15 protein-coding genes are annotated in these 23082 nt (G+C 40.6%); 8 read left to right on the forward strand and 7 right to left on the reverse strand.

Going from position 1 to position 23082, the window contains the following annotated elements; all coding sequences use genetic code 11:
- The first annotated feature begins 12 nt into the window (after window positions 1-12).
- On the forward strand, window positions 13-2091 hold the full coding sequence (locus tag R2R28_RS25730) for a RagB/SusD family nutrient uptake outer membrane protein (RefSeq protein WP_316828523.1): 2079 nt from the start codon (window positions 13-15) through the stop codon (window positions 2089-2091).
- Between the two features lie 19 nt (window positions 2092-2110).
- Window positions 2111-3112, forward strand: a complete 1002-nt coding sequence (locus R2R28_RS25735; RefSeq protein ID WP_316828524.1) for a DUF4973 domain-containing protein — start codon at window positions 2111-2113, stop codon at window positions 3110-3112.
- 607 nt (window positions 3113-3719) lie between these two features.
- Here R2R28_RS25735 and R2R28_RS25740 read toward each other — a convergent pair.
- Entirely contained in the window at window positions 3720-5441 is a 1722-nt protein-coding gene (locus tag R2R28_RS25740) for a family 43 glycosylhydrolase (RefSeq protein ID WP_316828525.1), read from the reverse strand.
- 526 nt (window positions 5442-5967) lie between these two features.
- Between R2R28_RS25740 and R2R28_RS25745 the strand changes: the two genes are divergently transcribed.
- Together R2R28_RS25745 and R2R28_RS25750 are read left to right on the forward strand one after the other, a co-directional pair.
- Complete coding sequence (locus R2R28_RS25745) at window positions 5968-6705, forward strand: DUF1080 domain-containing protein (RefSeq protein WP_316828526.1); 738 nt, start codon at window positions 5968-5970, stop codon at window positions 6703-6705.
- Between the two features lie 8 nt (window positions 6706-6713).
- Window positions 6714-8069 (forward strand): Gfo/Idh/MocA family oxidoreductase, encoded by a 1356-nt coding sequence (locus tag R2R28_RS25750; protein WP_316828527.1) that lies wholly within the window; start codon window positions 6714-6716, stop codon window positions 8067-8069.
- A 1122-nt stretch (window positions 8070-9191) separates the two neighbouring features.
- On the opposite strand, the gene R2R28_RS25755 is transcribed toward R2R28_RS25750, so the two are convergent.
- Together R2R28_RS25755 and R2R28_RS25760 are read right to left on the reverse strand one after the other, a co-directional pair.
- Window positions 9192-9968 (reverse strand): DNA-binding response regulator, encoded by a 777-nt coding sequence (locus tag R2R28_RS25755; protein ID WP_316828528.1) that lies wholly within the window; start codon window positions 9966-9968, stop codon window positions 9192-9194.
- 2 nt (window positions 9969-9970) lie between these two features.
- Window positions 9971-13153 carry a two-component regulator propeller domain-containing protein gene (locus R2R28_RS25760; RefSeq protein ID WP_316828529.1) on the reverse strand — a complete coding sequence of 1061 codons (3183 nt, stop codon included), beginning with the start codon at window positions 13151-13153 and terminating at the stop codon, window positions 9971-9973.
- A 451-nt stretch (window positions 13154-13604) separates the two neighbouring features.
- Between R2R28_RS25760 and R2R28_RS25765 the strand changes: the two genes are divergently transcribed.
- Genes R2R28_RS25765 through R2R28_RS25780 form a run of 4 tightly spaced genes read left to right on the forward strand, consistent with a single transcriptional unit; the run spans window position 13605 to window position 19874 of the window.
- A complete protein-coding gene (locus R2R28_RS25765) occupies window positions 13605-16670 on the forward strand; it encodes a TonB-dependent receptor (RefSeq protein ID WP_316828530.1) in 3066 nt (1021 codons plus the stop codon).
- A 10-nt stretch (window positions 16671-16680) separates the two neighbouring features.
- Window positions 16681-18351, forward strand: a complete 1671-nt coding sequence (locus R2R28_RS25770; RefSeq protein ID WP_316828531.1) for a RagB/SusD family nutrient uptake outer membrane protein — start codon at window positions 16681-16683, stop codon at window positions 18349-18351.
- Window positions 18352-18402: 51 nt separating this feature from the next.
- Window positions 18403-18738, forward strand: a complete 336-nt coding sequence (locus R2R28_RS25775) for a hypothetical protein (RefSeq protein WP_316828532.1) — start codon at window positions 18403-18405, stop codon at window positions 18736-18738.
- A 29-nt stretch (window positions 18739-18767) separates the two neighbouring features.
- On the forward strand, window positions 18768-19874 hold the full coding sequence (locus R2R28_RS25780) for a glycoside hydrolase family 105 protein (RefSeq protein ID WP_316828533.1): 1107 nt from the start codon (window positions 18768-18770) through the stop codon (window positions 19872-19874).
- Between the two features lie 114 nt (window positions 19875-19988).
- Here the strand turns inward: R2R28_RS25780 and R2R28_RS25785 are convergent, their stop codons facing one another.
- The 4 genes from R2R28_RS25785 to R2R28_RS25800 all read right to left on the reverse strand — a co-directional run bounded on the left by R2R28_RS25785 (window position 19989) and on the right by R2R28_RS25800 (window position 22964).
- Window positions 19989-20540, reverse strand: a complete 552-nt coding sequence (locus tag R2R28_RS25785) for a dihydrofolate reductase family protein (RefSeq protein ID WP_316828534.1) — start codon at window positions 20538-20540, stop codon at window positions 19989-19991.
- Window positions 20541-20605: 65 nt separating this feature from the next.
- The gene (locus R2R28_RS25790) at window positions 20606-21340 is read right to left on the reverse strand and encodes a helix-turn-helix domain-containing protein (protein ID WP_316828535.1); all 735 of its coding nucleotides are present in this window, start codon (window positions 21338-21340) and stop codon (window positions 20606-20608) included.
- A 78-nt stretch (window positions 21341-21418) separates the two neighbouring features.
- Window positions 21419-22279 (reverse strand): PEDO-1 family subclass B3 metallo-beta-lactamase, encoded by an 861-nt coding sequence (blaB3PEDO, locus tag R2R28_RS25795; RefSeq protein WP_316828536.1) that lies wholly within the window; start codon window positions 22277-22279, stop codon window positions 21419-21421.
- A gap of 217 nt (window positions 22280-22496) precedes the next feature.
- Window positions 22497-22964: a VOC family protein gene (locus R2R28_RS25800; RefSeq protein ID WP_316828537.1), complete on the reverse strand. Its 468-nt coding sequence runs from the start codon at window positions 22962-22964 to the stop codon at window positions 22497-22499.
- Window positions 22965-23082: the final 118 nt, after the last annotated feature.

Genomic DNA, 23082 nt, shown 5'->3' on the forward strand with positions numbered 1-23082 from the left:
GCAATGAAGAATATGAAAAAAATAATAATGGTATTAAGCTTCGTTGGCGCAATTTTAACCGTTGGCGGATGTAAGAAATTTCTTGATTCAGATTACCTTTTTGATGAAAGGTTAACCACCGAAGAGGTTTTTACCAATCCCGATTATGCAAACAGGTGGCTGGCACAGGCATATTCCTTTTTGGGCAGCAACTATATGCAGGATGTAAGCAGCAAAAAATCTATACCCTTTAACTTTGCCGATGATATGTATTACGGTGATGAAAGTGACGGCTACAAAAGATGGAAAAACGGGCAGTACACCGAAAATGGTTTGAATGGCGAAAGTAAAGAAATATGGAATACCGCCTATAAAGGCATCAGACAGGCCTCGATTTTTATCAATAATATCGATATCAATACAAAATTTACAGCAAAAGAAATTGCCGATTTAAAAGGGCAGGCCCGTTTTTTAAGGGCTTATTTTTACTGGGTATTACTTCGTACCTACGGACCGGTGCCTATTGTACCCAACGAAGGTATTGATTATACAAAAGAGTACGATGACATTGCACAGCCACGAAATACTTATGAAGAATGTGCGGTTTACCTGGCTGCCGAGCTTGCAGAAGCAGCCAAAGGGCTTTCCCTTCAGCAAGGTATACAGCAGGTAGCTAGGCCAACCCGTGGTGCTGCTTTAGCGCTTCGGGCCAGAATATTATTGTATGCTGCAAGTCCGTTGGCCAATGGTAAAGCGCCTGCAGAGTTGGCAGCAGCCATGGTTAATAAAGAGGGCAAGCCTTTACTTTCCAGAACTTATGATGAATCTAAATGGGCCAGGGCAGCGGCAGCAGCAAAAGATGTGATGGATCTTGGACAGTACCGTTTATACGTAGCCTATAAAAAAGCAAGTGGAGATGCCGCTTATCCGGCAACCGTTACTCCACCTTTTGATGCTAATTTTTCCAACGCTGCCTGGCCATCCGGCTGGAGCGATATCGATCCTTTCGAATCGTACCGTTCTTTATTTAATGGAACAGTTCCCGCTTATCAAAATCCCGAACTGATTTTTACCCATGGCCAGAATCAGGGGGGAGAAGGTATCAATGTGCTGGTATTACATCAATTGCCACGTCTGGAAGGAAAAGGTTATAATTCGCATGGTATGACACAGAAACAGGTAGATGCTTATTATATGAATGATGGCAGCGATATCCCCGGAATGAACAGCATGTACGCAGGCAGACAGGGTTACGAAGGTCGCTACAACTCCGCACCACGGGCAACGGGTTATGTAAAACAGGAAGAACTCGCCAGTTTTCCCGAATTGGGTCCGTTGGGCGTTGGTGTAAATAAACAATATGCCCGCCGTGAGCCCCGTTTTTATGCTTCAGTTTCGTACAATGGCTCTACATGGAATTTATTAAATGCCGAAAGTGTAAGGGATGAAAAGAGCAATATGCAGATCTTTTACTACCGTGGCGACCCAAATGGCTATAAAAATACTTCCTACTGGCCACGTACAGGAGTGGGGATAAAAAAATATGTGCATCCCGATGATATTAGTAATGTGGCCGTTACAGCATACGATCAGAGCAGGATGAAGCCTAAAGTAGATCCTGCCATCCGTTATGCCGAAGTACTGCTCATTTATGCCGAAGCATTAAATGAATTAAACGGCTCTTACAACATTCCTTCGTGGGATGGCAGCCGTACACAGACCATATCAAGGAATATTTCAGAATTGAAAAGAGGAATCCAGCCCATCCGCATCCGTGCAGGATTAGCAGATTATGCAGGAGATGTATATGCCGATCCGAATAAATTCAGGATAAAATTAAAAAGAGAACGCCAGATTGAACTATTTGCGGAAGGACAACGTTATTTCGACCTTCGCCGCTGGACAGATGCCCAATCGGAAGAGTCGGCACCAGTTTATGGATACAATGCCTATGCCACCAAACTGCAGGCAGATCTTTTTCATACTGTGGTAGAAACACCTTCTCTGCCTTCCATTTTTACGCTTAAAATGTGGTTTTGGCCTATTCACTACGATGAGCTAAAACGCAACAAATACCTCACCCAAAATCCGGGCTGGACAAATCCTGAATAATTTATTAGCATTTAAAACGATGAAAAAGAGTATATATATTCTATTTTTAGTGGTAACAACAGCGATAGGCTTTGTTTCCTGTAATGATGAGTGGAAAGACGAGCAATTCGTCCAGATGGCATCATTTAAATCAAACCCAACGGCACAAGGGGTAACCTGGTGTTATATCCGTTATAATGCCCAGGGTAAATTGCGCTTTAACCTTCCGGTAATTATCAGCGGTTCTACGCCTAATGTTAAAAACCGGACCATACATATTGGTTTAGATCCGGATACGCTGGCAAAATTAAACCAGGAGCAATACGGGCATCGCCAGGAATTGTATTTTAAACAATTGGGTAACAAGTATTACACCATGCCACCGAGCGTTGATGCCCCGGCGGGAGTAAGTACGGTGACCATCCCAATTGATTTTACCCTTGGCGACCTCGATCAGGCGGATAAGTGGGTATTGCCTTTACAGATTTTAAGCGATCCATCTTACGATTATCAGGCAAATCCAAATAAATATTACCGCCGTACCATGTTGCGGATTACGCCTTTTAACGATTACTCTGGCGAATATGGCGGTACTTTATATAAAATCTACCTCGAAGGTGATACCGAACCTTTAACGTTAAATACGCACCGCACTTTTGTGGTGGATGATAAAACCATTTTCCTTTATGCCGGAATCAGAGATATCGATTACCTGGATCGTAAAAACTATAAGGTGTTTATTAAGTTTACCGATGAGAAAATTGATATTCAAAAGAAGAAACTAGAAATCCGGAGTGATAACGCGGTAAACAATAAATTTAAATTGGGTGCATCACAATCTTATTATACCAGAGATGAAGCATGGGATCCAAAACTTCCTTATTTAAAACATGTTTATACCACACTGTTTTTATCGTACGAATTTGAGGATTATACAACAGTGCCCGGCCAAAGGCTAAAATATAAGGTAGAGGGTACATTGTCCATGCAACGCGATTTAAATACCCTCATACCTGATGAAGATCAGCAAATTCAATGGTAAAAGGAGATAACTTTTGATCATAAAATTGTTTGTTTCATTGATAGATTTGTCATCCTGAGCCTGTCGAAGGATCTGTTTTCTAATGGTCGGTGTCTCACCGACCATATTTACATGGCGTTTCGACAAGCTCAACATGACAGATTCTAATAGAAATATAATTATAAGCCTTGCGCAGGCCTATTTACTCAGGTTTGGAACTAATAACTTATTTTGGGAATCCAATAAATTTTGCTAAATTCAAGTATATTTGAAAAAATGAAGAAGAAACGAAGTTTATTATTTTTCAAGTCAACCATTTCAGTAATTGAAGTTGTATTTTGGGTTGGAATATGCTTATTGACCTGTTTATAGGATTCATTAGCGGTAAGGGAATGTATCAAAGATCTCTACACTCCGCGTTGCTTCGGTTGAGATAATTTTTCCTAATGGTGGGTGTCTCACCGATCATATGTATCACCCTTCAACAAAAGATCTTTTCAATAGCTTTACTGTTCTTAGGTGATCAATTAAACCTGCTTTTTATTTTTACAACCACCCTAGGCACCTTAGCTCGCCTGAGTTTTTTATGTAGCTAAACAATAGGTTCACTAAAATTCCAGAGGTTTTATTAATTATTCACTATTTTACAATTGTTAAAGGAGCCCGTTTGCGAAGAATCTCCTTTTACCACAATACCAGCCCTGTAACCCATTCCCCAGGGTACATATTTTGCTGCTAAAAATACTGTACTATAAAAATTAGACCATTCTTTTCCTGTTTTTTTATAGAAAAACTCAATCTTTTTTCCATCGTCGCTGATCTGCATTTTTAATTCAACCGATCCTGATAAATTTTCTTTAATATCTTTAAGAATCGTATATTTTCCTTCAAAATTATCAAAAACAATAAAACCTTCTTTTGAAGCGGTAATTCCTATGCCGCCGAGTTCACCAGGCCATTTGCTTTTAAAAATGGCACCACCCAGGCAGATACCTGTTTTTGCAGCACCAGGATTTACCTCAGCTGTAATGCTAAAATTTACTGTTTTAATATACTGTCCCAAAAAGGTACCAAGCGCGTGGTTTTCATTAGAAGCGGCAAGGTGTAATCCTTTATCAAAAGACATGGCTGGCCTTTGCGATTTTGAAGGCCATTGCCAGGCAAGATCAAGTTTATTGTCATTCTTAAAGTTGTCCGAAAAATTCAGGTCAGCTTTGGGTCGGTTTGGCACTGTTGCATTATGCAGTACAGGCCAGCCATCCGTACCAACAACTAATTCTTCAATAATGCCTTCTCTGCCTACAAAAACATCGTAATTTTTATTAAAGGCGTGGTAAAGCATAAACAACCTGTTATCTGTAGTTTTTACCACAGTACCGTGGCCCGGACAATTCCATTTGTCGTTGCTTACCATAATCGGATTATTGCCGTATTTCTCCCACACACCGCTATTTAGGTCTTTAGTTCTGGCAATTCCTGTTTTGTAATTGCACTTGGCATCACAACAGCCACCAACAGAGTAAAGGCTATAAACGTATTCTCCTAAAGTAAAAAAGCAAGCACCTTCAACAAGTCCGGTTTCCCATGGCTGGCTATTGGTAAAAACTTTGCTCTTTTGGCCGAGTAGTTTTGTACGGCTCTCGTTAATTTCCTGTTTCCAGATCCAGCTTTCTTTGCCACAACCATTGCCGTCATTTTTCCAGAAGGCATAAATTTTACCATTCTGCTGTAACTCAAAGGCATCTATTGCACCGCATTCATCCTCTATTATCACAGGGCCGTTATCTGTAAATTTACCCGTTTCAATTTGGTCTGCATCAATCCATGCTGTGCCGCATTGTAAACCCGGATTACCTTTTGTTTCCCTGTTGTGCGCCGTGTAATAGGCATAAATCCGGTTCTGTTTTTGATCGTAAACCAACTCCGAAGCCCAGAAATTGTTTTCGCCCCATTGGTTTTTCATATCCTTAAAACCATTAGGGAAAACGTGGTTAATCAGTTTCCAGTTTTTTAGGTCTGTAGATTTATAAATGGTAAAATAGGGTGCCCACTCATTCGTAGTAGAAGTAGCATAATAGGTTTTTCCTACCCTGATGATAGAAGGGTCAGGATTATCGCCCGGCAGGGCAGGATTTATCAATAAAGGAGCAGTGTTTTCAGTATTCGAATTTGCAGATTGTGTTTTTTTTAATCCGCAGGAAACAAGGCAAAAGCTAATCAGCAAATAAACAAGATGGGTAGTCAAAGTTGGTATATATGGCTTTTGTGCAGCTAAATTTTTTTGGTTTTTTGTTGGGCGAATGCCTTTTACGGATTTTTTAAAAAATGTAGATAATCGAAAATTGATCATGTATTTTAAGGTATAAATTGTCTTTTTGATATTTGGTTATTTTTCCGAAAATAAACAATTATACACAGGGAGGAAGGGCTGGCAAAGTCAGGGCGCCTCTTACAAGTGAATGTTTTGTTACGGTTTATAACCGTATAATTCCTTCTTTTGTGCTTCCCTTTTAATAATTTTTGTTGTTGTAAATTATTGATTTTTAATGGATTGATTCCATTTTTGTTTGTCTGGTTGTGTTTTTTTAAAGGAGTTTTTAGTTCCGGTAATCAACTTCTTTTGCGCCTTTTGCTCAGGTAAAATGAGACAAATCAACAATAAATTGAACATATTTTACAAGGTGCATTGGCTTACTTTGGCAGTAGAAAACCAATTATAAACTTGTAAAGGCAATCAAATTGCAAATGCTATGACCGTCAGCATGGAGGATACTAATGGAACCTTTTTTCTCTCCTGCTTAATGTGGGTTTAAGTTCCTGGCGCACTATTAAACTAAATCTTTAAACACATAAACAATTACTATAAATTAAATTCAATGAAAAACTACAGGTTAATTTTTACGCTGTTTTTGGGCTTTTTTGCCGTAAACTTAGCTTATGCACAAAATGTTCTTAGCAAAAGCGAAAAAAAAGAAGGCTTCAAATTGCTTTGGAATGGCAAAGACGCAACCGGCTGGCGTGCCATCTTTAAAGAAGGGTTTCCTGCCAAAGGCTGGGAAATGAAAAACGGTATTTTAACGGTATTGGCATCAAACGGACAAGAACAGGGTTCAGGTGGCGATATTGTGACCAAGGCTGAATATTCTGCCTTTATATTAAAGTTCGATTTTAAACTTACACCAGGTGCCAACAGCGGCATCAAATATTTTGTAACCGAACAAGAGAAAACCAACTTATCAGGCATTGGGTTAGAGTTCCAGGTGTTGGATGATGAAAAACACCCGGATGCAAAACTCGGTAAAAACGGTAACCGCAAGCTCGCCTCTTTGTACGATCTTATTCCATCTAACAAACCCGCCTCGGTAATTAAACCCATTGGCATATGGAACAGTGGTGAGGTGAGGGTTTATCCTAATAACCACGTAGAACATTGGTTAAACGGTGTAAAGGTGGTTGAGTATGAACGCGGATCAGACGATTTTAAAAAACTGGTTGCGGGCAGTAAATACAAAACGTGGAAAAACTTTGGTGAGGCTAAAAAAGGACATATCCTGATTCAGGATCATGGCAACACGGTTTCGTACAAAAACATTAAAATAAAAACACTTCAATAATGGGCGCGATGGAAGAATCAAGAAGAGATTTTATAAAAAAGGCAGCAATTGCTGCAGCCGGAACCTATGTAGGTAGTTTCGGGATGTCGGCAAAAAGTTATGCCAATATCATCGGGGCCAACGATAGGGTAAGGGTGGGGGTAGTCGGCTTTTCCGACCGCTTTAAGGATACGCTTTTTCCATGTTTTTTAAACCACAACAAAGAATTGAATTTTGATATTGTTGCGCTCTCTGATTTATGGAATTACCGACGTAATTTAGGAGCCGATTATATTAAAAATAAAATCGGTCACGGTATTACAAGCTGCAAAAACAACGATGAGCTTTATGCCCTGAAAGATCTCGATGCAGTGATCATCAGTACGCCCGATTTTGCCCATGCATCACACGCGATAGAAGCGGTAAACAATAAAAAAGATGTGTACTGCGAAAAACCCTTCGCCGAAACCATGGAAGATGCCCGTGCTGCATTAAAAGCGGTAAGGTCTTCTAAACAGATTTTACAGATTGGTTCGCAACGCCGAAGCGGGCAAAATTATCAGGCAGCTGCAGATTTTATTAAACAGGGCAAATTTGGCAATATTACCATGGTAGAGCTAAGCTGGAATGTTAACCAGCCAGGCCGCTGGCGCCGTCCGGATCTGGTAGCGAAATTAAAAGAAGAAGATACCGATTGGAAACGCTTTTTGTTAAACCGGCCGTACGAAGCGTTTGATCCGAGGATATACCTGGAATACCGTCTTTTCTGGCCATATTCTTCAGGGATGCCCGGGCAATGGATGAGCCATCAGATTGATACTGTACATTGGTTTACCGGTTTATCTCATCCGCGTAGTGTAACCGCAAACGGAGGTATTTACCAATGGAAAGATGGTCGCCGCAACTGGGATACCACCACAGCCGTTTTTGATTACGGTCCGCTTGATGATATGACCAAAGGTTTTCAGGTGGTATTTACTTCAAGAATGCACAATGGCGACGAAAAACCAGCTGAGATTTATTATTCAAACGGTGGGGAGTTAAACCTGATTACCAATACCATATCGCCACAGGGTGGTTTAACTGCACGCGCAGCCGCGGCAATGAAAATGAAACCAAACCTGCTGCCCGACATCAAACTTGCTGCACCATCTGCAGCCGCAGCCTCGGCTAATACAGGTGCCGATGTATTAAGTTCTAACCACATGCGTAACTGGCTGCAGTGTATCCGCAGTCGAAAAGAGCCTCATGCTCCTGTAGAAGCAGGTTATCAGCACTCTATAGCCAACATCATGACGAATGCTGCCGTACGCACGGGAGGAAAGGCAACCTTTGATGCCAGCCGTCAGGAAGTAATGGTAGAGGGAAAAGTATTTAAATATTAATGCAGCTCAATTGATCAGGGATGGCAGGATTAATATGCTGTCATCTTTGAATTTTCTCGTCATTTTGTCGTTTGTCTTTTTACCACAGGTGCGTACAGATTTACTCCAGGGTATGTGTCCTCACAGACCTTTATTATATTTCAAAAATCCTTCACCAGCGTTCAGGATGACAGATAAAGTCTTGAACCAGGGGTTGCGTTTTTAGACCTGTGCCATGGTTCGTACCCCCACGAACAATAAGTAAAGCCTTGAGCTATATACAGGCTAACAACGGTAATATCATAAAAAACAAGTTAAGCAAAGTGGTTCGTGGAGACACGAACCAAGGCGACGAAAATCCTTCACCAGCGTTCAGGATGACAGATAAAGTTCTGAACCAGGAGTTACGTTTTTAGACCTGTGCCATGGTTCGTGCCTCCACGAACAATAAGTAAAGCCTTGAGCTATATACAGGCTAACAACGGTAATATCATAAAAAATAAGTTAAGCAAAGTGGTTCGTGGAGACACGAACCAAGGCGACGAAAATCCTTCACCAGCGTTCAGGATGACAGATAAAGTCTTGAACCAGGAGTTACGTTTTTAGACCTGTGCCATTGTTCGTACCCCCACGAACAATAAGTAAAGCCTTGAGCTATATACAGACTAACCACGGTAATATCATAAAAAACAAGTTAAGCAAAGTGGTTCGTGGAGACACGAACTACGGCGACGAAAATCCTTCACCAGCGTTCAGGATGACAGATAAATTCTTGAGCCAGGGTTGCGTCCTTAGACCTGTGCCATGGTTCGTGTCTCCACGAACAATAAGTAAAGCCTTGTGTCATATACAGACTAACCACGGTAATATCATAAAAAACAAGTTAAGCAAAGTGGTTCGTGGAGACACGAACTACGGCGACGAAAATCCTTCACCAGCGTTCAGGATGACAGATAAATTCTTGAGCCAGGGTTGCGTCCTTAGACCTGTGCCATGGTTCGTGTCTCCACGAACAATAAGTAAAGCCTTGAGCTATATACAGACTAACCACGGTAATATCATAAAAATAAGTTAAGCAAAGTGGTTCGTGGAGACACGAACCAATGCGACTGTGTTCAGGATGACAGATGAAGTCCAGCCCCATCATTCATGGCCTGTATCTTTACTTAACGAATTCATATATTCCTGCGGTGATACTTTAAAATACCTTAAAAAATTTTTGTTAAACAGGCTTTGAGAACTATAACCAACCATTTTGGCGATTTCAAAAAAGGTAAATTCGTTTTGGGCAATCAGTTTTGTGGCTTTTTTAAGGCGGGTAACATCAATCAGTTCTTTTGGCGATAAAGAAGAAATGGCCTTTATTTTCCGGTAAAGGGTAGGCCGGCTCATGTGCATGTGTTCTGCAAGCTGATCGATATCCAAATAAGGATCCTGAATGTTTTTACGTACATATTCATCCAGCCTTTTTAAAAATGCCTCTTCGGTTTTAGAGTTTGCCATTACCCGCACATCCTCAAAAGGCGAACTGGCAAAATGGGCCTTAATTTTTAAACGGTTTTGAAGCAGATTGGCCACCTGAACCCGCAATAATTGTGGCGAAAATGGTTTTTTGATATATAGATCTGCACCAACTTCCAGGCCTTCTATGTGGGCTTTGTAAGTATTTTTAGAAGTGAGCAATATAATCGGGATGTGGCAATATTCTACGTTTGATTTAATCAGCCTGCAAAGTTCGAATCCGTCAATCCCCGGCATCATAATATCCGAAATAATAAGGTCTACGATTTCATTATCCAGAATTTCCTGGGCAACTTCGCCGTTAATTGCCAAATGCAATTTGTAAACGTTTCCGAAAACCTGTGTCAGAAACTCCAGAATATCTTCATTGTCATCAATAATCAGAATGCTGTCGGTCATATTTATTTTATCTTTTTCCAACTACTCAGTTTAAATTCAAATTTTTGGTGAATGGGTAAAGTTAGCGCAAACACCACATTATTCACTTCACCCTCCACTAGTTTTAGTGAACCATTGTGCAATTCGGTTAACGATTTTGCCAGCGAAAGCCCGATACCTGTTCCCGGTTTATCTTTGCCGTATAACCTGAAAAAAGGCTCAAATATCTGCGACTGGTATTGTTGCGGAATACCTCTGCCATCATTGGTAAAGGTAATGGTAAACTGTCCATCTGTTTGTTGAGATGTAGTTAAACGTACCATTACCTTGCTGGTTCCGTATTTAATGGCATTTGAAATGAGGTTGTTGCAGATTTTCACCAAAGCCTCCCTATCGGCAAAGGCAATGATGTTGTTTTTAGGCAGTTCGAGATCCAGTGAGATATTGCTCTTTTGGGCTTCTGGTTTAAAAGCATCAATTTGCTCCTTAAGCAAGCTATTAATGTTGGTATTCACAAAGTTTAAACCGAACTGATGCATCTCCGTTTTGCGGAAATCGAGTAATTGGTTGGTTAATTTTGCTAAACGGTTTGCATTTTTTTCTACCATAAGCAGGCTGCTTTTTATCGGCTGTTCCTGTGCCTCTTCCAGCATCATTTCAACCGGACCTAAAATTAAGGTTAATGGCGTTTGGATCTCATGTGCAATATTGGTGAAAAATTCAATTTTAGACTGGTATATTTCTTTTTCCTTTTCATGTTCGAAAAGCTGCAATTTATTGAGGTTTTTATGTTCTATATAACGGTGATAATAGCGGATAGCCAGAAAAAGGACAATTGCAGCCATCAATAAGTAGCAAATATAAGCGGTAATACTTTTCCAGAAAGGCGGAAGGATTTTGATAAAAAGACGACGTTCCTTGCCTGTCCAGCTTTCTACATTACTTTTTGCCCTGACCAGAAAAGTGTAATTACCCGGCGATAAATCGGTAAAATATGCTTTTCTATTGTTATTAAGATAAGTTGTGCCCTGATCTACCCCATTCATCACATATTCGTATCGGGTAACCTCAGGTGAAGAATAATTGAGTGCAGCAAATTCGATGCTAAAGTTATTCTGATCGTGAGCCAACACAATGGTATCGGTATAAGAAATGGACTTGGTGAGCGGGCTATTTTTAACATTCGGAAAAACCTCCTTGTTATTGATCTGGAAACCGGTAATGAAAGTGGGTGGTGCGGTATCTTTTTGTTCAAAATCTTTTGGGTTAAAAGAAATCATTCCCCTTACCGATCCGAAATACATTCGCCCGCTCGGATCTTTATAGGCAGAACTGAAATTGAATTGATCGGTAATTAAACCGTTTGATTTGGTGTAGATTTTAAATTTCTCCGTACGCATATCAAAACAAATCAAACCTTTTAGCGAGCTGATCCATAAATGTTTTGAACTATCTTCGAGCACACGGAACAGGATATTGGTGGGTAAACCATTTTCTGTGGTAAATTTTTTCAAAACCTTTCTGTCGGCACTTAACCTGATCAAACCACCACCTTCGGTAGTAAACCACATGGCATGGCTGCTATCTTCCATAATCCCGCATACCGGAAATTCGCGGACGATGTTGTTTTTAATTTTGTCGCCAAACGTAATATTACCCTGTTTACCAGTTTTGGGATGGAAATAAAATGCTCCACGGGATACACTGCCCGTCCAGATATAACCAAACCGGTCTTCCCAGATATCATAAACATAGGAGTTTACCGGGATCTGTTTAACCCTTTTAAAGGTTCTTTTCTTTTGATTGAAGATAAACAAGCCAGATCCCATGTTGTAACCGGTACCTACATAAATGGTACTGTCTTTAGCCTGGTGGATCGAAAGCACAAAATCGCTCGTTTCTTCATTTTCCTCACCAATGGTTTTAAAACGGTTTCTAACTTTCCCCGTGTTAATATCCATGATTTCCATGCCGTGCAAAAACGGACCTACCAGTAACTGATTGCCAAAAGCTAACAAACCATGAATATTTGGATAGGATAAGTTGCCTGCTTTGCCATTGGCGGCGTAATTGGTGAAAGTTCCGGTTTTGGGGCTAAATTTATTTACGCTGGCATCTTCAGTACCAATCCACAGGTTGCCCTGGCTATCAGGGCAAATTTCCCGCACGGCATTGCCCGAAATGGAATTGGTACCAAGCAAAGGGTAATACTTTTCAAAACGTGCATTATTTTTCGAAAAATAACTCAGTCCGCCAAAATAAGTACCAGCCCACATACCGCCCTCATTATCCTTACAAACGGTATAAACAGCATTATCCGGAATAGAATAAGGGTCTCCTGGCCGTTTACGCAAGTTGCTGTTGGCGTTGGTTGCCAGGTTGTAAATGTAAATACCCGATTCTGTGGCAATCCAATATTCCTGATTTTCACCGGCCGTAATATCGCGCACATAAATATCTGTATTATCGCTGTTTTTAAGGATCAGTGATTTGATAATGCCCGTTTTGGTGTTGTAACTCTTTAAACCACGTTTAAAACAGCCCACCAATATATTGTTATTGCCCGCAGGAAAAATTTTACTAATCGACCGCAGATTTGAAGGTACATTCCGGCCGATAATGCTGACACTGGTTTTAGATCCATCCTGAGGGTTGTAGGTTACCAGTTCTCCGTTATCATTACCAATTACAATGTTGCCATGCTCATCAATGGCAATGCAGGCCGCACTTATTTTAAGGTTGATGACGCGGTTATCTTCCTGGATGTATTTGAAAAGTTCTCTGTTGGCTAAAAAATAGAGGTTGTTTTGATGGTCTACCACAATATAGTTAATGTACTTTTGCAGGGTAGAATCAAGGGAGGTAAATACTTCTTTATAAGGATCGTATTTAAAAACACCACGGCCGGTACCCACCCACAGCATCCCTTTTTTATCTTCTGCAAGGCTAACAATAATGTTGTTACCAATATTGCCGAATTTGTTTTTTTCGTTTTTAAAGGTTTTAAAGGTATAACCATCAAAGCGGTTTAAACCTCCCCGGGTACCAATCCAGATCATGCCTTTTTTATCCTGTATAATGGTATTTACCGAATTATGCGCCAAGCCATCATCTGCCTGGTACTGCTTAAAATAATGAGATTGCCCTTCGCAGTTAAAAACGGCAAAAAAAGGGCTTAACAGCAAGAAAAATAATACAAAACGCATATTCAAGTAATACCAAATATATTAAATCGGATTGTGGTATAATCTATATTTTAACCCACCATGATTTTGTTTGATACCGGTTGTTTTTTAACTCCTGATTATCAGTTGTTTGTAATTTTTTAAGGAGCTGCTTTGAGACAAATCGACAAAAAGATGAACAAATTTTATGGCAACCATTCTTTTACTTTGGTTTACAGCTAACCCAATAATAACCTTAAGCAAATTGCTCCGGCAGCATCCTGCCTTTGCTGTTTATTATTTTTTATGGGTCAATATCAATTTGAGATAAAACGACAAAGGAATGAACAGTTTTTGTAAACAGCATTTTTTTACTTTGATATCAGGAAACCAAATATAAAAATACCGCATCACCGCTTGGCAAAATGCTGCTTAGTCACCCCATGCCGATTTAACTATATAAAGTTTCCTGTACCCAATAATTTAACCAAATATGAAATATAGAGTTCTACCCAAAAGAATTATAGCTGTAACTTTTTTGCAGGTTGTGATATTGGCCTTTTCCACCAGGGCAAACGCTGCCAATAATGCCGGTATAACTGAAGCGTTGAATAAAGAACTTTTGTTTGCAGCTATTCACCAGGTTGATATCGTTATAACAGGTAAAGTAACCGATGAGCAAACAAAATCGCCCATACCAGGTGTTTCGGTTAAAGTAAAAAATGGAACCGCAACAGCCGTAACCGATGAAAACGGCATTTATAAAATAAGCGTAGCTCATGAGCAAACCGTTTTGTTGTTCACTTATATCGGATATGATGTGCAGGAAGTAACGGTTGGCAACCTTAAAAACATCAATGTGGTGTTAAAATCTTCGCAAGCTAACCTGGATGAGGTTGTGGTGGTGGGTTACGGAACACAAAAAAAGGCTGATGTAACTGGATCGGTGGTGAGGGCAAATCTCGATGATTTTAGAAATGCACCCACTACAAACGTAGCCAGCCTTTTGCAGGGAACCGTGCCGGGGTTAAATGTGGGGCAGGTTAACCGGGCCGGTGCAACACCAAGCATCAGTATAAGGGGGCAGAATACTTTGGGCGGTAATCAGAACGCGCTGATTATTTTAGATGGCGTACAGTACAATGGGTCGTTAACATCAATCAATCCTGATGATATTGCCTCTATTGATGTGTTAAAAGATGCCAGCTCTACAGCAGTATATGGTGCACAGGCGGCAAACGGGGTAATTTTGATCACCAGTAAAAAAGGTGCTATCGGGCAGACTAAAATATCCTTTTCAACACAATATGCTACCCAAAAACCCAATATTGATTTAAAACCCATGGGCAGGGATGAATATTTGGACCATGTGAAATATTTATATTATGATCAGGCCTTTCTGGCACCCGATTTTACCCGGCCAAACCCTGCATTCGATCTGGTTTCGAGGGTAGATGCATCCATGAAAGATGCACAGGGAAACTTGTTGCCAAACGATTTTAGCTGGTATGATGAGGCCACCAGAACGGGTTCTATTATCGATAATCAGCTCAGTGTATCCGGTGGAAGCGATAAGATTACCTATCTTTTATCAGGAAGCCTGACCAAAAACTCCGGTTTCATCCAAAACGACCTTTTTAAAAGAAAAACCATCAGGGCCAACATCGAAAGTAAAGCAACGAACTGGCTCACCATCGGTTTGCAATCCTTCGGAACCTTTACCAATGAAGATGGCGTAGAGCCAAACTTTACAGATATCAACCTGATGTCGCCATTGATTTTACCATGGGATAATAACGGAAACTATAAAATTAATCCTTTTGCCACCAATTTGGTTAATCCCTTTCTAAACTATGAGGCAAATGATTACGATCGCCACAATTATTTCTTTGCCAATGTTTATGCCAATGTGCAACTACCTATAAAAGGCCTTAGTTACAGAATAAGTTTCGGCAACAATTACCGTATCGACCTGAAAAATATTTCGAACCTTTACGATGCCAACCTTACCGGTCAGGCTTCGAAAGAAAATACAACCTATTACGATTATACCTTCGATAACCTGTTAACGTATAATAAAACCATAGGCAAACACAGTTTAACGGCAACTTTACTTTATGGGGCCAGCGAACGCGAAAATAGCTATACCAGGGCATATTCTACCGGTTTTTCGCGGTTAACACTGGGTTACGATAATTTACAGCAGGGAACCAACCGGTTTGCCATCTCAAACGCCTGGAAAGAGTCTTTGAACTACCAGATGTTGCGCTTAAATTATAATTACGAAAGTAAATACCTGTTTACGGGTACGCTAAGGAGAGATGGTTTTTCTGGTTTTGCCGAAAATAATAAATATGGCATTTTTCCATCCCTATCCGTGGGCTGGGATATTTCAAAAGAGTCGTTTTTCAAAGTCAACTGGATCGATAACCTGAAGCTGAGGGTAGGTTATGGGGTGGCCGGAAATCAAACCTCGCGTTATTCTTCACTGGCCGCTGTTGGTGTAGGGGCTTCGTATGTTTTTGGCGATGGCGGTTCAACCCAATTGGGGCAGCAGGTTAATACACTTCCCAACCCCGATTTAAGATGGGAGCGTACCACAGGTGCCAACCTCGGTCTTGAATTCAGTATCCTTAAAAACAGGTTATCAGGGGTAGTAGAGTATTATAACACCAAAACCACTGATCTGCTTTATTCGGTTAATATTCCGGTAATAACGGGTTTTAATAACATTCTCACCAATATCGGACAGCTGAACAACAAAGGTATTGAGCTTTCTTTAAACTCAAAAAACATCAATAGTGGCGGATTTCAGTGGAATTCTACCCTGAGCTTTGCCCGTAATACCAATAAAATTGTAAAACTTTTAGGTGATCTGAATGGCGACGGTGTAGAAGATGACCTGCCGCAAAGCGGACTTTTTATCGGCCAGCCAACCGCGGTAATTTATGATTATCAGGTAAACGGAATTTACCAGGTGGGCGAAAAAATCCCGACCGGTTATTCGCCGGGTACTTACCGCATTGTAGATCAGAATGGTGATGGCGTAATCAACGCTAACGACAGGGCAATTTTAGGATCATCTGCACCGGCTTACCGGGTAAGTTTGCTCAACAATTTCCAGTATAAAAATTTCACCCTGAGTATTTTCTTTAATGCTGTGCAGGGGGGTGAAAAATCTTACCTCTCGGGCAATACGCCAAGGGTAATCAGGGATGATAATGCCGTGAGGAACAATTACCTGAGTGGGATAGACTTTTGGTCGCCCGATAATCCAAACGGAAAATACCCACGGTCATTTGTTTCGGCTACATTAAATCCACCGCTTTTTCAGAACCGGAGTTTTGTGCGCTTACAGGATGTATCACTTTCTTATAAATTCAGTGGAAAACTGATCGAAAAGATGAAACTGCAGAATTTAAATCTATTTGTTAGCGGAAGAAACCTGGCCACCTGGACCAACTGGGAAGGCTGGGACCCGGAAACCAATCAGGGACTGACCAATGATGGCAGACCTGTTTTTAAAGGCTACTCAGTAGGTCTTAATGTTACATTTTAAACTAAAAGTGATGAAAAAAATAACCCTTACCATTATAGCTGCAGTTACCGTTCTGAGTTTCTCTTGTAAAAGGGATTTCCTGGACGAAAAGCCGCTAGATTTTTTAACAACCGATAATGCTTATATCACGGCGAAAGACTACGAAGCAGCCTTGAATAACCAATATAACCGCATAAGAAGCGAATTTTACAACAGTGGTGAACAACGTCCCTTTGATTATGTATTCGGCTGTGATTTGGTTTTTGATGGTCAGCCGGCTACCACAAGGCACACCAATATGATTGCTGCCTATTCTCCTTTAAGCACCGAAATCCCTCTGATCCACTGGACTTCGTTATACAAAATCGTGGCAGAATCGAACACCATTATTGACCGTATTCCGGCCTCTGCACTCACTGCTCCCGAAAAAATACTGATGGAAGCGAGGGCGAAATTTTTCAGGGGAATGGCCTACCGTACTTTGGCCTATTTATACGGAGGGGTTCCCTTAAATATCACCGAAGCGGTTAACCCTAAAACCGACTATGTAAGGGCCCCTAAAACTGCAGTTTTGGAGCAGGCCATCAGCGATCTCAAATTTGCTGCTACAAACCTGCCAGGCATTAATGCCGTGCAGGATGGGGAAGTAAACAACCTTGCCGCTTATCATCTTTTATCGGAAGTGTACCTTGCTGCAGGGCAATTTCAAAATGCTGCAGATGCTGCTACGAGTGTAATTGGTAACCCCAATGTAGGTTTAATGACCACCAGGTTTGGTGTGAAATCAACCGATGCCACTAAAAATGTGTATTGGGATCTTTTTCAAAGAGGAAATCAGAATCGTAAAAACGGAATCAATAGAGAGGCGCTTTGGGTAATACAGTTCGAAACCGATGTTCCGGGTGGCGGGACGGTATCAACAGGAATTGCCGGATCCTATCAGATGGAAAGGCATTTTGCCCCACAATTTCTTAATTTCAGACTTGCCGGGAGTGGTGTACAGCCATTTTTGTATCCCGTTAGCGATTATACCGGTGGTAGGGGGATTGGCTGGGCCATACCAACCAAATATTTTTCGGACGTCATCTGGCAAAGCGATTTTAATAACGACCTCAGAAATGCTCCTTTTAACTTTGTACGCGAGTTTAAAGTAACCAATCCTGCCCATCCCCGTTTTGGCGAAACCATATCAACCATCAACCCGCCAGCAGGAATAACCGTGCCCAGAAGAGATTTTTATCCCTTCCAGTCAAAAGTGACCACTCCAGGTGATCACCCGGATGGCATGTTCCAGGATAAATCGCAGCTTTTGCTTAAGGCAAGTGCCGGTGGTACTTACGCCGATCAATATATGTTCAGGCTGGCCGAAACCTATCTGTTAAGGGCTGAAGCTTATTTAGGTTTAAACCAGCTGGATAAGGCAGCAGCAGATATCAATGCGGTACGTAGCAGGTCTAATGCATCAGCTGTATTGCCGGCAAACGTAAATATTGATTACATTCTGGATGAACGCATGCGCGAACTGGGTTCTGAAGAAAAAAGAAGGATCACTTTGATGAGGCTGGGTTTGGTTTACGACCGCGTAAAAAAATGCAACCCTTATTATAATGACGTTTTAACCACCTATAACCTTTGGCCGGTTCCGGCCTCAGAAATTGAGCGTAATAATGGTGCAAAACTGGCACAAAATCCGGGATATTAATCGCTATACAGACTTTATTATATCAAAATACTCAACGCTAAAGGTCATAACATGGAAGAAATAATCGAAAAATCGGTTAAAAAGGTAGATGTGCTGATTGATCTTTTGGGTTACGGAATCGTGGAGCTATCAGTAGCGTACAGCCTGAAATTTACCGGTTTATCGCCCAGGGCTTATGATATTGACTGCCACATTGATCAGCTTGATCCGGGCTTACACGGCTGGCTTTATTCTCCTGATTTTAAATTGGTTTTTTCAGAAATAGAAACTGAAATAGGCCATGTGGTTTGCTTTAGCGGAGCAGGCTTAAATAAAAATGTTTACTATCAAACCATGCTGAATGTGGTTTCTGACTATATTTTTTTAAAGGAAAAACTTTTCCGGTGAAATAACTTTTAACCAAATGATAAACCAATATGTATAAAAAATTACTCACCCTGCTTGTGCTCTTCATCCTTTGTCAGCACTTGTTTGCCCAGGATAAGCTGCTAAAAGATTTTCCGGAAGGTTTTGGTCCAAAAGAAGTTGGAAAACGTATTGCTTACCGCTTTTTAGATAAAAAACACATGCTTCACGCCGGAAAATGGATCAGTTATCCCGAAACTTTCAATTGGACAGGAGCGCTTAAATATGCTGCAATAACCAAAGACAAAAAACTCTTATCGCTTTTAGAAGAACGTTTTGAAAAACTCACTACACAGGAGAAAGAATTATTGCCCATCATGAACCATGTTGATTTGAATATGTTCGGGAGCCTGCCATTGGAGTTGTATCAGATTACCAAAGATAAAAAGTATTTCGAACTGGGCATACCTTACGCTGATACGCAATGGGCGGTTCCGCAAAACGCAGATGCAAAACAAAAGGACTGGGCTGATAAAGGTTTTTCGTGGCAAACCCGTTTATGGATTGACGATATGTATATGATTACCATCGTTCAGGCAAAAGCTTATAAAGCAACCGGCGAGCGGAAATATATTGATCGTGCTGCTAAAGAAATGGTATTATACCTGGATGAATTACAACGTCCGAACGGGCTTTTTTACCATGCACCCGATGTGCCATTTTATTGGGGCCGTGGCAATGGCTGGATGGCTGCCGGCATGACAGAGCTTTTACGTTTGCTGCCTAAAGACAGTAAAGAGCGCCCGCGGATTTTGAAAGGCTACGAAACCATGATGAAGAGTCTGAAAAGTTATCAAACACCCACAGGCATGTGGAACCAGCTAATCGATGAACCCGATTGTTGGGCAGAAACCTCAGGATCGGCCATGTTTACTTATGCTTTGATCAGCGGCGTAAAAAATGGCTGGCTGGATAAACAGGAATATGCTGCGGTTGCACGTAAAGCCTGGCTGGCTTTGGTGCCCTACATTAATGAAAAAGGCGATGTTGCCGAAGTTTGTGTGGGAACAAATAAGAAAAATGATAAACAATATTATTATGATCGTCCGCGTAATGTAGGCGATTCTCACGGCCAATCACCTTACCTCTGGTGTGCTTTTGCCTTATTGGAAAAATAGCCTTACAGTGTGCTTTATTTGGTCTAGCCCCGGTTGCTCTCATACGACAGGGGTGTGCACACTCCGATAATCCTGGGGATATTATCCCCAGGTTATCTTTTAGCCTGCTGGCGTTTACAAAGTAGTTAAAGGTTGGTAAGTAAGCTCTACCACACCTGATTTGAATACCCTTGTGCCTGTTAATTTTAACCCGATCCGTTCTTTCAAATCTTCAAATAATGGCTTTCCGCTACCCAATACTATCGGGTGTACCGATATTTTGTAAATATCAATCAGTTTTAAATCAATAAAGGTTTTAATCAGTTTTGCGCCTCCGTATAACCAGATATCCTTACCCTTTTGTTTTTTAATTTCTGCTACTTTGCCTGCGATATCAGAAGTAATAAAAATGGCTTTTTCATTTTGCCTTTCCTGACCCGAAAAAACAAATTTATTCTTAGTATGTATAGCCTGCCACATCATTTTCTCCGCAGGAGGTGTATTTTCTTCAGGTTTAAAATTTCCCCAGGCATCATAACTTATCCTGCCATAAAACATGGTGTCGATACTTTCAATAAAGGCATCAAAATTCATATCATCATCCATGATACACCAATCAATCTCTCCGTTTGGTCCCTCTATAAAACCATCGAGGGTAACGGCGAGGTTTAAAATTACTTTTTTCATATCCATTTCTTTTAAGCAAAATTACAAACAGGCTGTTAACCATACTTTGGAAAAATGCGACAAAATCAAAGTTGTGAAGGTGCTAATCCCGTATTTCTTTTGATTTCGTTGCTCAGGTGCGAGTGGTCATAAAAACCGCATTCAAAAGCAATTTCAAGTAAACTGCGTTTCTGACCCGGATTTTTGATGATGGATAATGCATGCTGAAAACGAACGATATTTGAATATTCTTTCGGTGTTATGCCTACATGTGTTTTAAATTTCCGTTCCAGCTGCCTGATGGTAGTGCAGTTTCGTCTGGCAATTTCATAAATGCCGGTTTGGCCTTTAGCCTGGTGGATATCGGTGATCACCGCTTGTATTTGCGCATCCGTTTTTCCTATCCTGTTGCTGTAAAACTGGTTGAGGTAAGCCATTGGATTTTCGGTTATTTTTTCGGTATTAAACGAAAGTGCCCGGTCAAATTCAACGGTACTGTTAATCAGTTCATTTTGCGGTGCGTAGTGGTAAAAGTTTGAAAAAGCCGCCGGCTTTAAACATACACCCAATAAATGCGTACCGTTTTCAATAAAACTCTCATTAAAGGAAGTCATTGCACCAACAGCATAAGTTTTACCATATTCCATAGCATGGGTACCGTTATCTGTTTTACAGCTTTCGCCCAGGTTAATCACCAGTCCGGAGCAACCGTCAGGAAAGTTTCGTTCCCATTGGCTGTCATTTTTATCGCCCTTCAGTTCCCAAAAAGCATGGATAAAGGGTGATAATGCTGCGCAGGGTTTTGTTTCTGTAAACTCCATGGATAAAATGCGATGATGTCTTTGTCTGCTTTCCTGATTCAAATTTAAGAAAAACCAGACATTAGGTAAAACTGATCATTATTCCTTGCTGATTTTTTTATTAAAATCTTGTTCCAGGTTTTTCAATACCAGATCATAACCTTTACGGTCTATAAAAGCGGCAGGGTTATATTTGTCGGCAGGTTTGTGTTTTTTATGAAGATCAAACTGACTGGCGTGCGAGGAAAGCCAGATATCAAACGATAATTTTTTAAGCGAACCGAAAGTATAGGCATAATCCTTTTCAATATTCGGATAGGCTGGTATTTCAGAAAACTTTTTTTCGGTTACAATACTGGGCATATTGGCAATCAGCACTGAATACTCCTTTTTGTCATCTTCGGTTTTAAGCAGAAAACTACACGAACCTTTGGTATGTCCTGGATGGTGAAGCATCACAATGCTGGTATTTCCAAGCTGGATCTGGTCTCCGTCTTTTAACAAACGGTCTGGCATGATGGGAGCAAAAGTGGTTTTTCCACCACCGAGGGCATAATCAGTACGGCCGCCATTTTTCATCACTTCTGCATCTTTTTCATCAACCATCATTTTTGCGCCGGTAAGTTTTTTAATTTCTGCCATAGCGCCCAAATGGTCGTAATGTGCCTGTGTGGTTAATAAAATCTTGATATCCTTGAAATTAAAGCCCAAACTGGTTACGTTTTTTTTAATTTGCCCAGCTGATGAGCTTAGGCCGGTATTAATTAAGATATTCCCTTTTGAAGTGGTAATAAGGTAACAGGCCAGATCGTAAGTGCCCACATAATAAATATTGCCAACAATGCGGAATGGGGCATAGGGGGCCGACCATTCTTTTTGGGTATCGGTAGGTTCCTGTACGTTTTGCGAAAATACAGCGAGCGGAAAAAGAAGGAAATAAAGAATGAATTTATTTTTCATAAAGCAGGGAGAATAAAGTTTTTTTATCGAACCAAAACTAGTTAAAATTAACCTTCAGTTCTGCATCATGATGATGATTTTCGATCAGCATAATCATGATTTGGAGATGATGCTGATCAATTCGGCTGCCGGCAAAAAGCGACGTATGAAACAGGTTTAATTGCCGCTAAAGATCCACAACGGTAATGGTGGATAGATTTTTTTAAGCATTAAATAATTAATCGGGTTTTTTATAAGTTACAATATCAATTCCCAAACCATTCGGATCTTCGATGGCAAAATGCCGGTCTCCCCATGCTTCATCACGGATTGAAAAACTAATTTTTACATTTTTTTTCTTTAGCTTTTGATAAAAATCATCTACATCGGCAACTTCAAGGGTGAGGTAAGCACCAAAACCGGCATAAGCCTTATGAAATACAGGTTGTTGGGTAGCATGATTGGGGAGCAAAAAACTAATTTCAGTCTGACCATCGGGTGTGTGCATCAACACATAAAAATCATTTTCAAATGTAAGTTCAAAACCCAATACTTCGCTATAAAAAACTTTGCTCTCTTTTAGCTTTGAGGTGATAAAACCGGCGTTCAATTTCATTTTTTCTTTCCTTTCATTGTAATTGCCCATCTGTAGAAAAATACTTACCAATAAGAATATGACAGATGTAATTACAGACAGTTGTTTCATGGTATCAATTGTATTTTCTATTACAAAGAAAATAAGCGCCACTGACAACCCTATGGCAGTCTGAAAAAAGAAATGTTTTTTTAATTAAAAGGGCTCTTAATGTTCGTTAATCAATGCA

The sequence above is a fragment of the Pedobacter miscanthi genome, from assembly GCF_032678605.1.
In the GTDB taxonomy this organism is placed as follows: domain Bacteria; phylum Bacteroidota; class Bacteroidia; order Sphingobacteriales; family Sphingobacteriaceae; genus Pedobacter; species Pedobacter miscanthi_A.

What these genes read in the sequence shown, in the direction of transcription:
- R2R28_RS25730 (WP_316828523.1), top strand. Translation starts at nt 13, where the DNA reads ATGAAAAAAATAATAATGGTATTAAGCTTCGTTGGCGCAATTTTAACC.
- R2R28_RS25735 (WP_316828524.1), top strand. Translation starts at nt 2,111, where the DNA reads ATGAAAAAGAGTATATATATTCTATTTTTAGTGGTAACAACAGCGATA.
- R2R28_RS25740 (WP_316828525.1), bottom strand. Translation starts at nt 5,441, where the DNA reads ATGATCAATTTTCGATTATCTACATTTTTTAAAAAATCCGTAAAAGGC.
- R2R28_RS25745 (WP_316828526.1), top strand. Translation starts at nt 5,968, where the DNA reads ATGAAAAACTACAGGTTAATTTTTACGCTGTTTTTGGGCTTTTTTGCC.
- R2R28_RS25750 (WP_316828527.1), top strand. Translation starts at nt 6,714, where the DNA reads ATGGAAGAATCAAGAAGAGATTTTATAAAAAAGGCAGCAATTGCTGCA.
- R2R28_RS25755 (WP_316828528.1), bottom strand. Translation starts at nt 9,968, where the DNA reads ATGACCGACAGCATTCTGATTATTGATGACAATGAAGATATTCTGGAG.
- R2R28_RS25760 (WP_316828529.1), bottom strand. Translation starts at nt 13,153, where the DNA reads ATGCGTTTTGTATTATTTTTCTTGCTGTTAAGCCCTTTTTTTGCCGTT.
- R2R28_RS25765 (WP_316828530.1), top strand. Translation starts at nt 13,605, where the DNA reads ATGAAATATAGAGTTCTACCCAAAAGAATTATAGCTGTAACTTTTTTG.
- R2R28_RS25770 (WP_316828531.1), top strand. Translation starts at nt 16,681, where the DNA reads ATGAAAAAAATAACCCTTACCATTATAGCTGCAGTTACCGTTCTGAGT.
- R2R28_RS25775 (WP_316828532.1), top strand. Translation starts at nt 18,403, where the DNA reads ATGGAAGAAATAATCGAAAAATCGGTTAAAAAGGTAGATGTGCTGATT.
- R2R28_RS25780 (WP_316828533.1), top strand. Translation starts at nt 18,768, where the DNA reads ATGTATAAAAAATTACTCACCCTGCTTGTGCTCTTCATCCTTTGTCAG.
- R2R28_RS25785 (WP_316828534.1), bottom strand. Translation starts at nt 20,540, where the DNA reads ATGAAAAAAGTAATTTTAAACCTCGCCGTTACCCTCGATGGTTTTATA.
- R2R28_RS25790 (WP_316828535.1), bottom strand. Translation starts at nt 21,340, where the DNA reads ATGGAGTTTACAGAAACAAAACCCTGCGCAGCATTATCACCCTTTATC.
- blaB3PEDO (WP_316828536.1), bottom strand. Translation starts at nt 22,279, where the DNA reads ATGAAAAATAAATTCATTCTTTATTTCCTTCTTTTTCCGCTCGCTGTA.
- R2R28_RS25800 (WP_316828537.1), bottom strand. Translation starts at nt 22,964, where the DNA reads ATGAAACAACTGTCTGTAATTACATCTGTCATATTCTTATTGGTAAGT.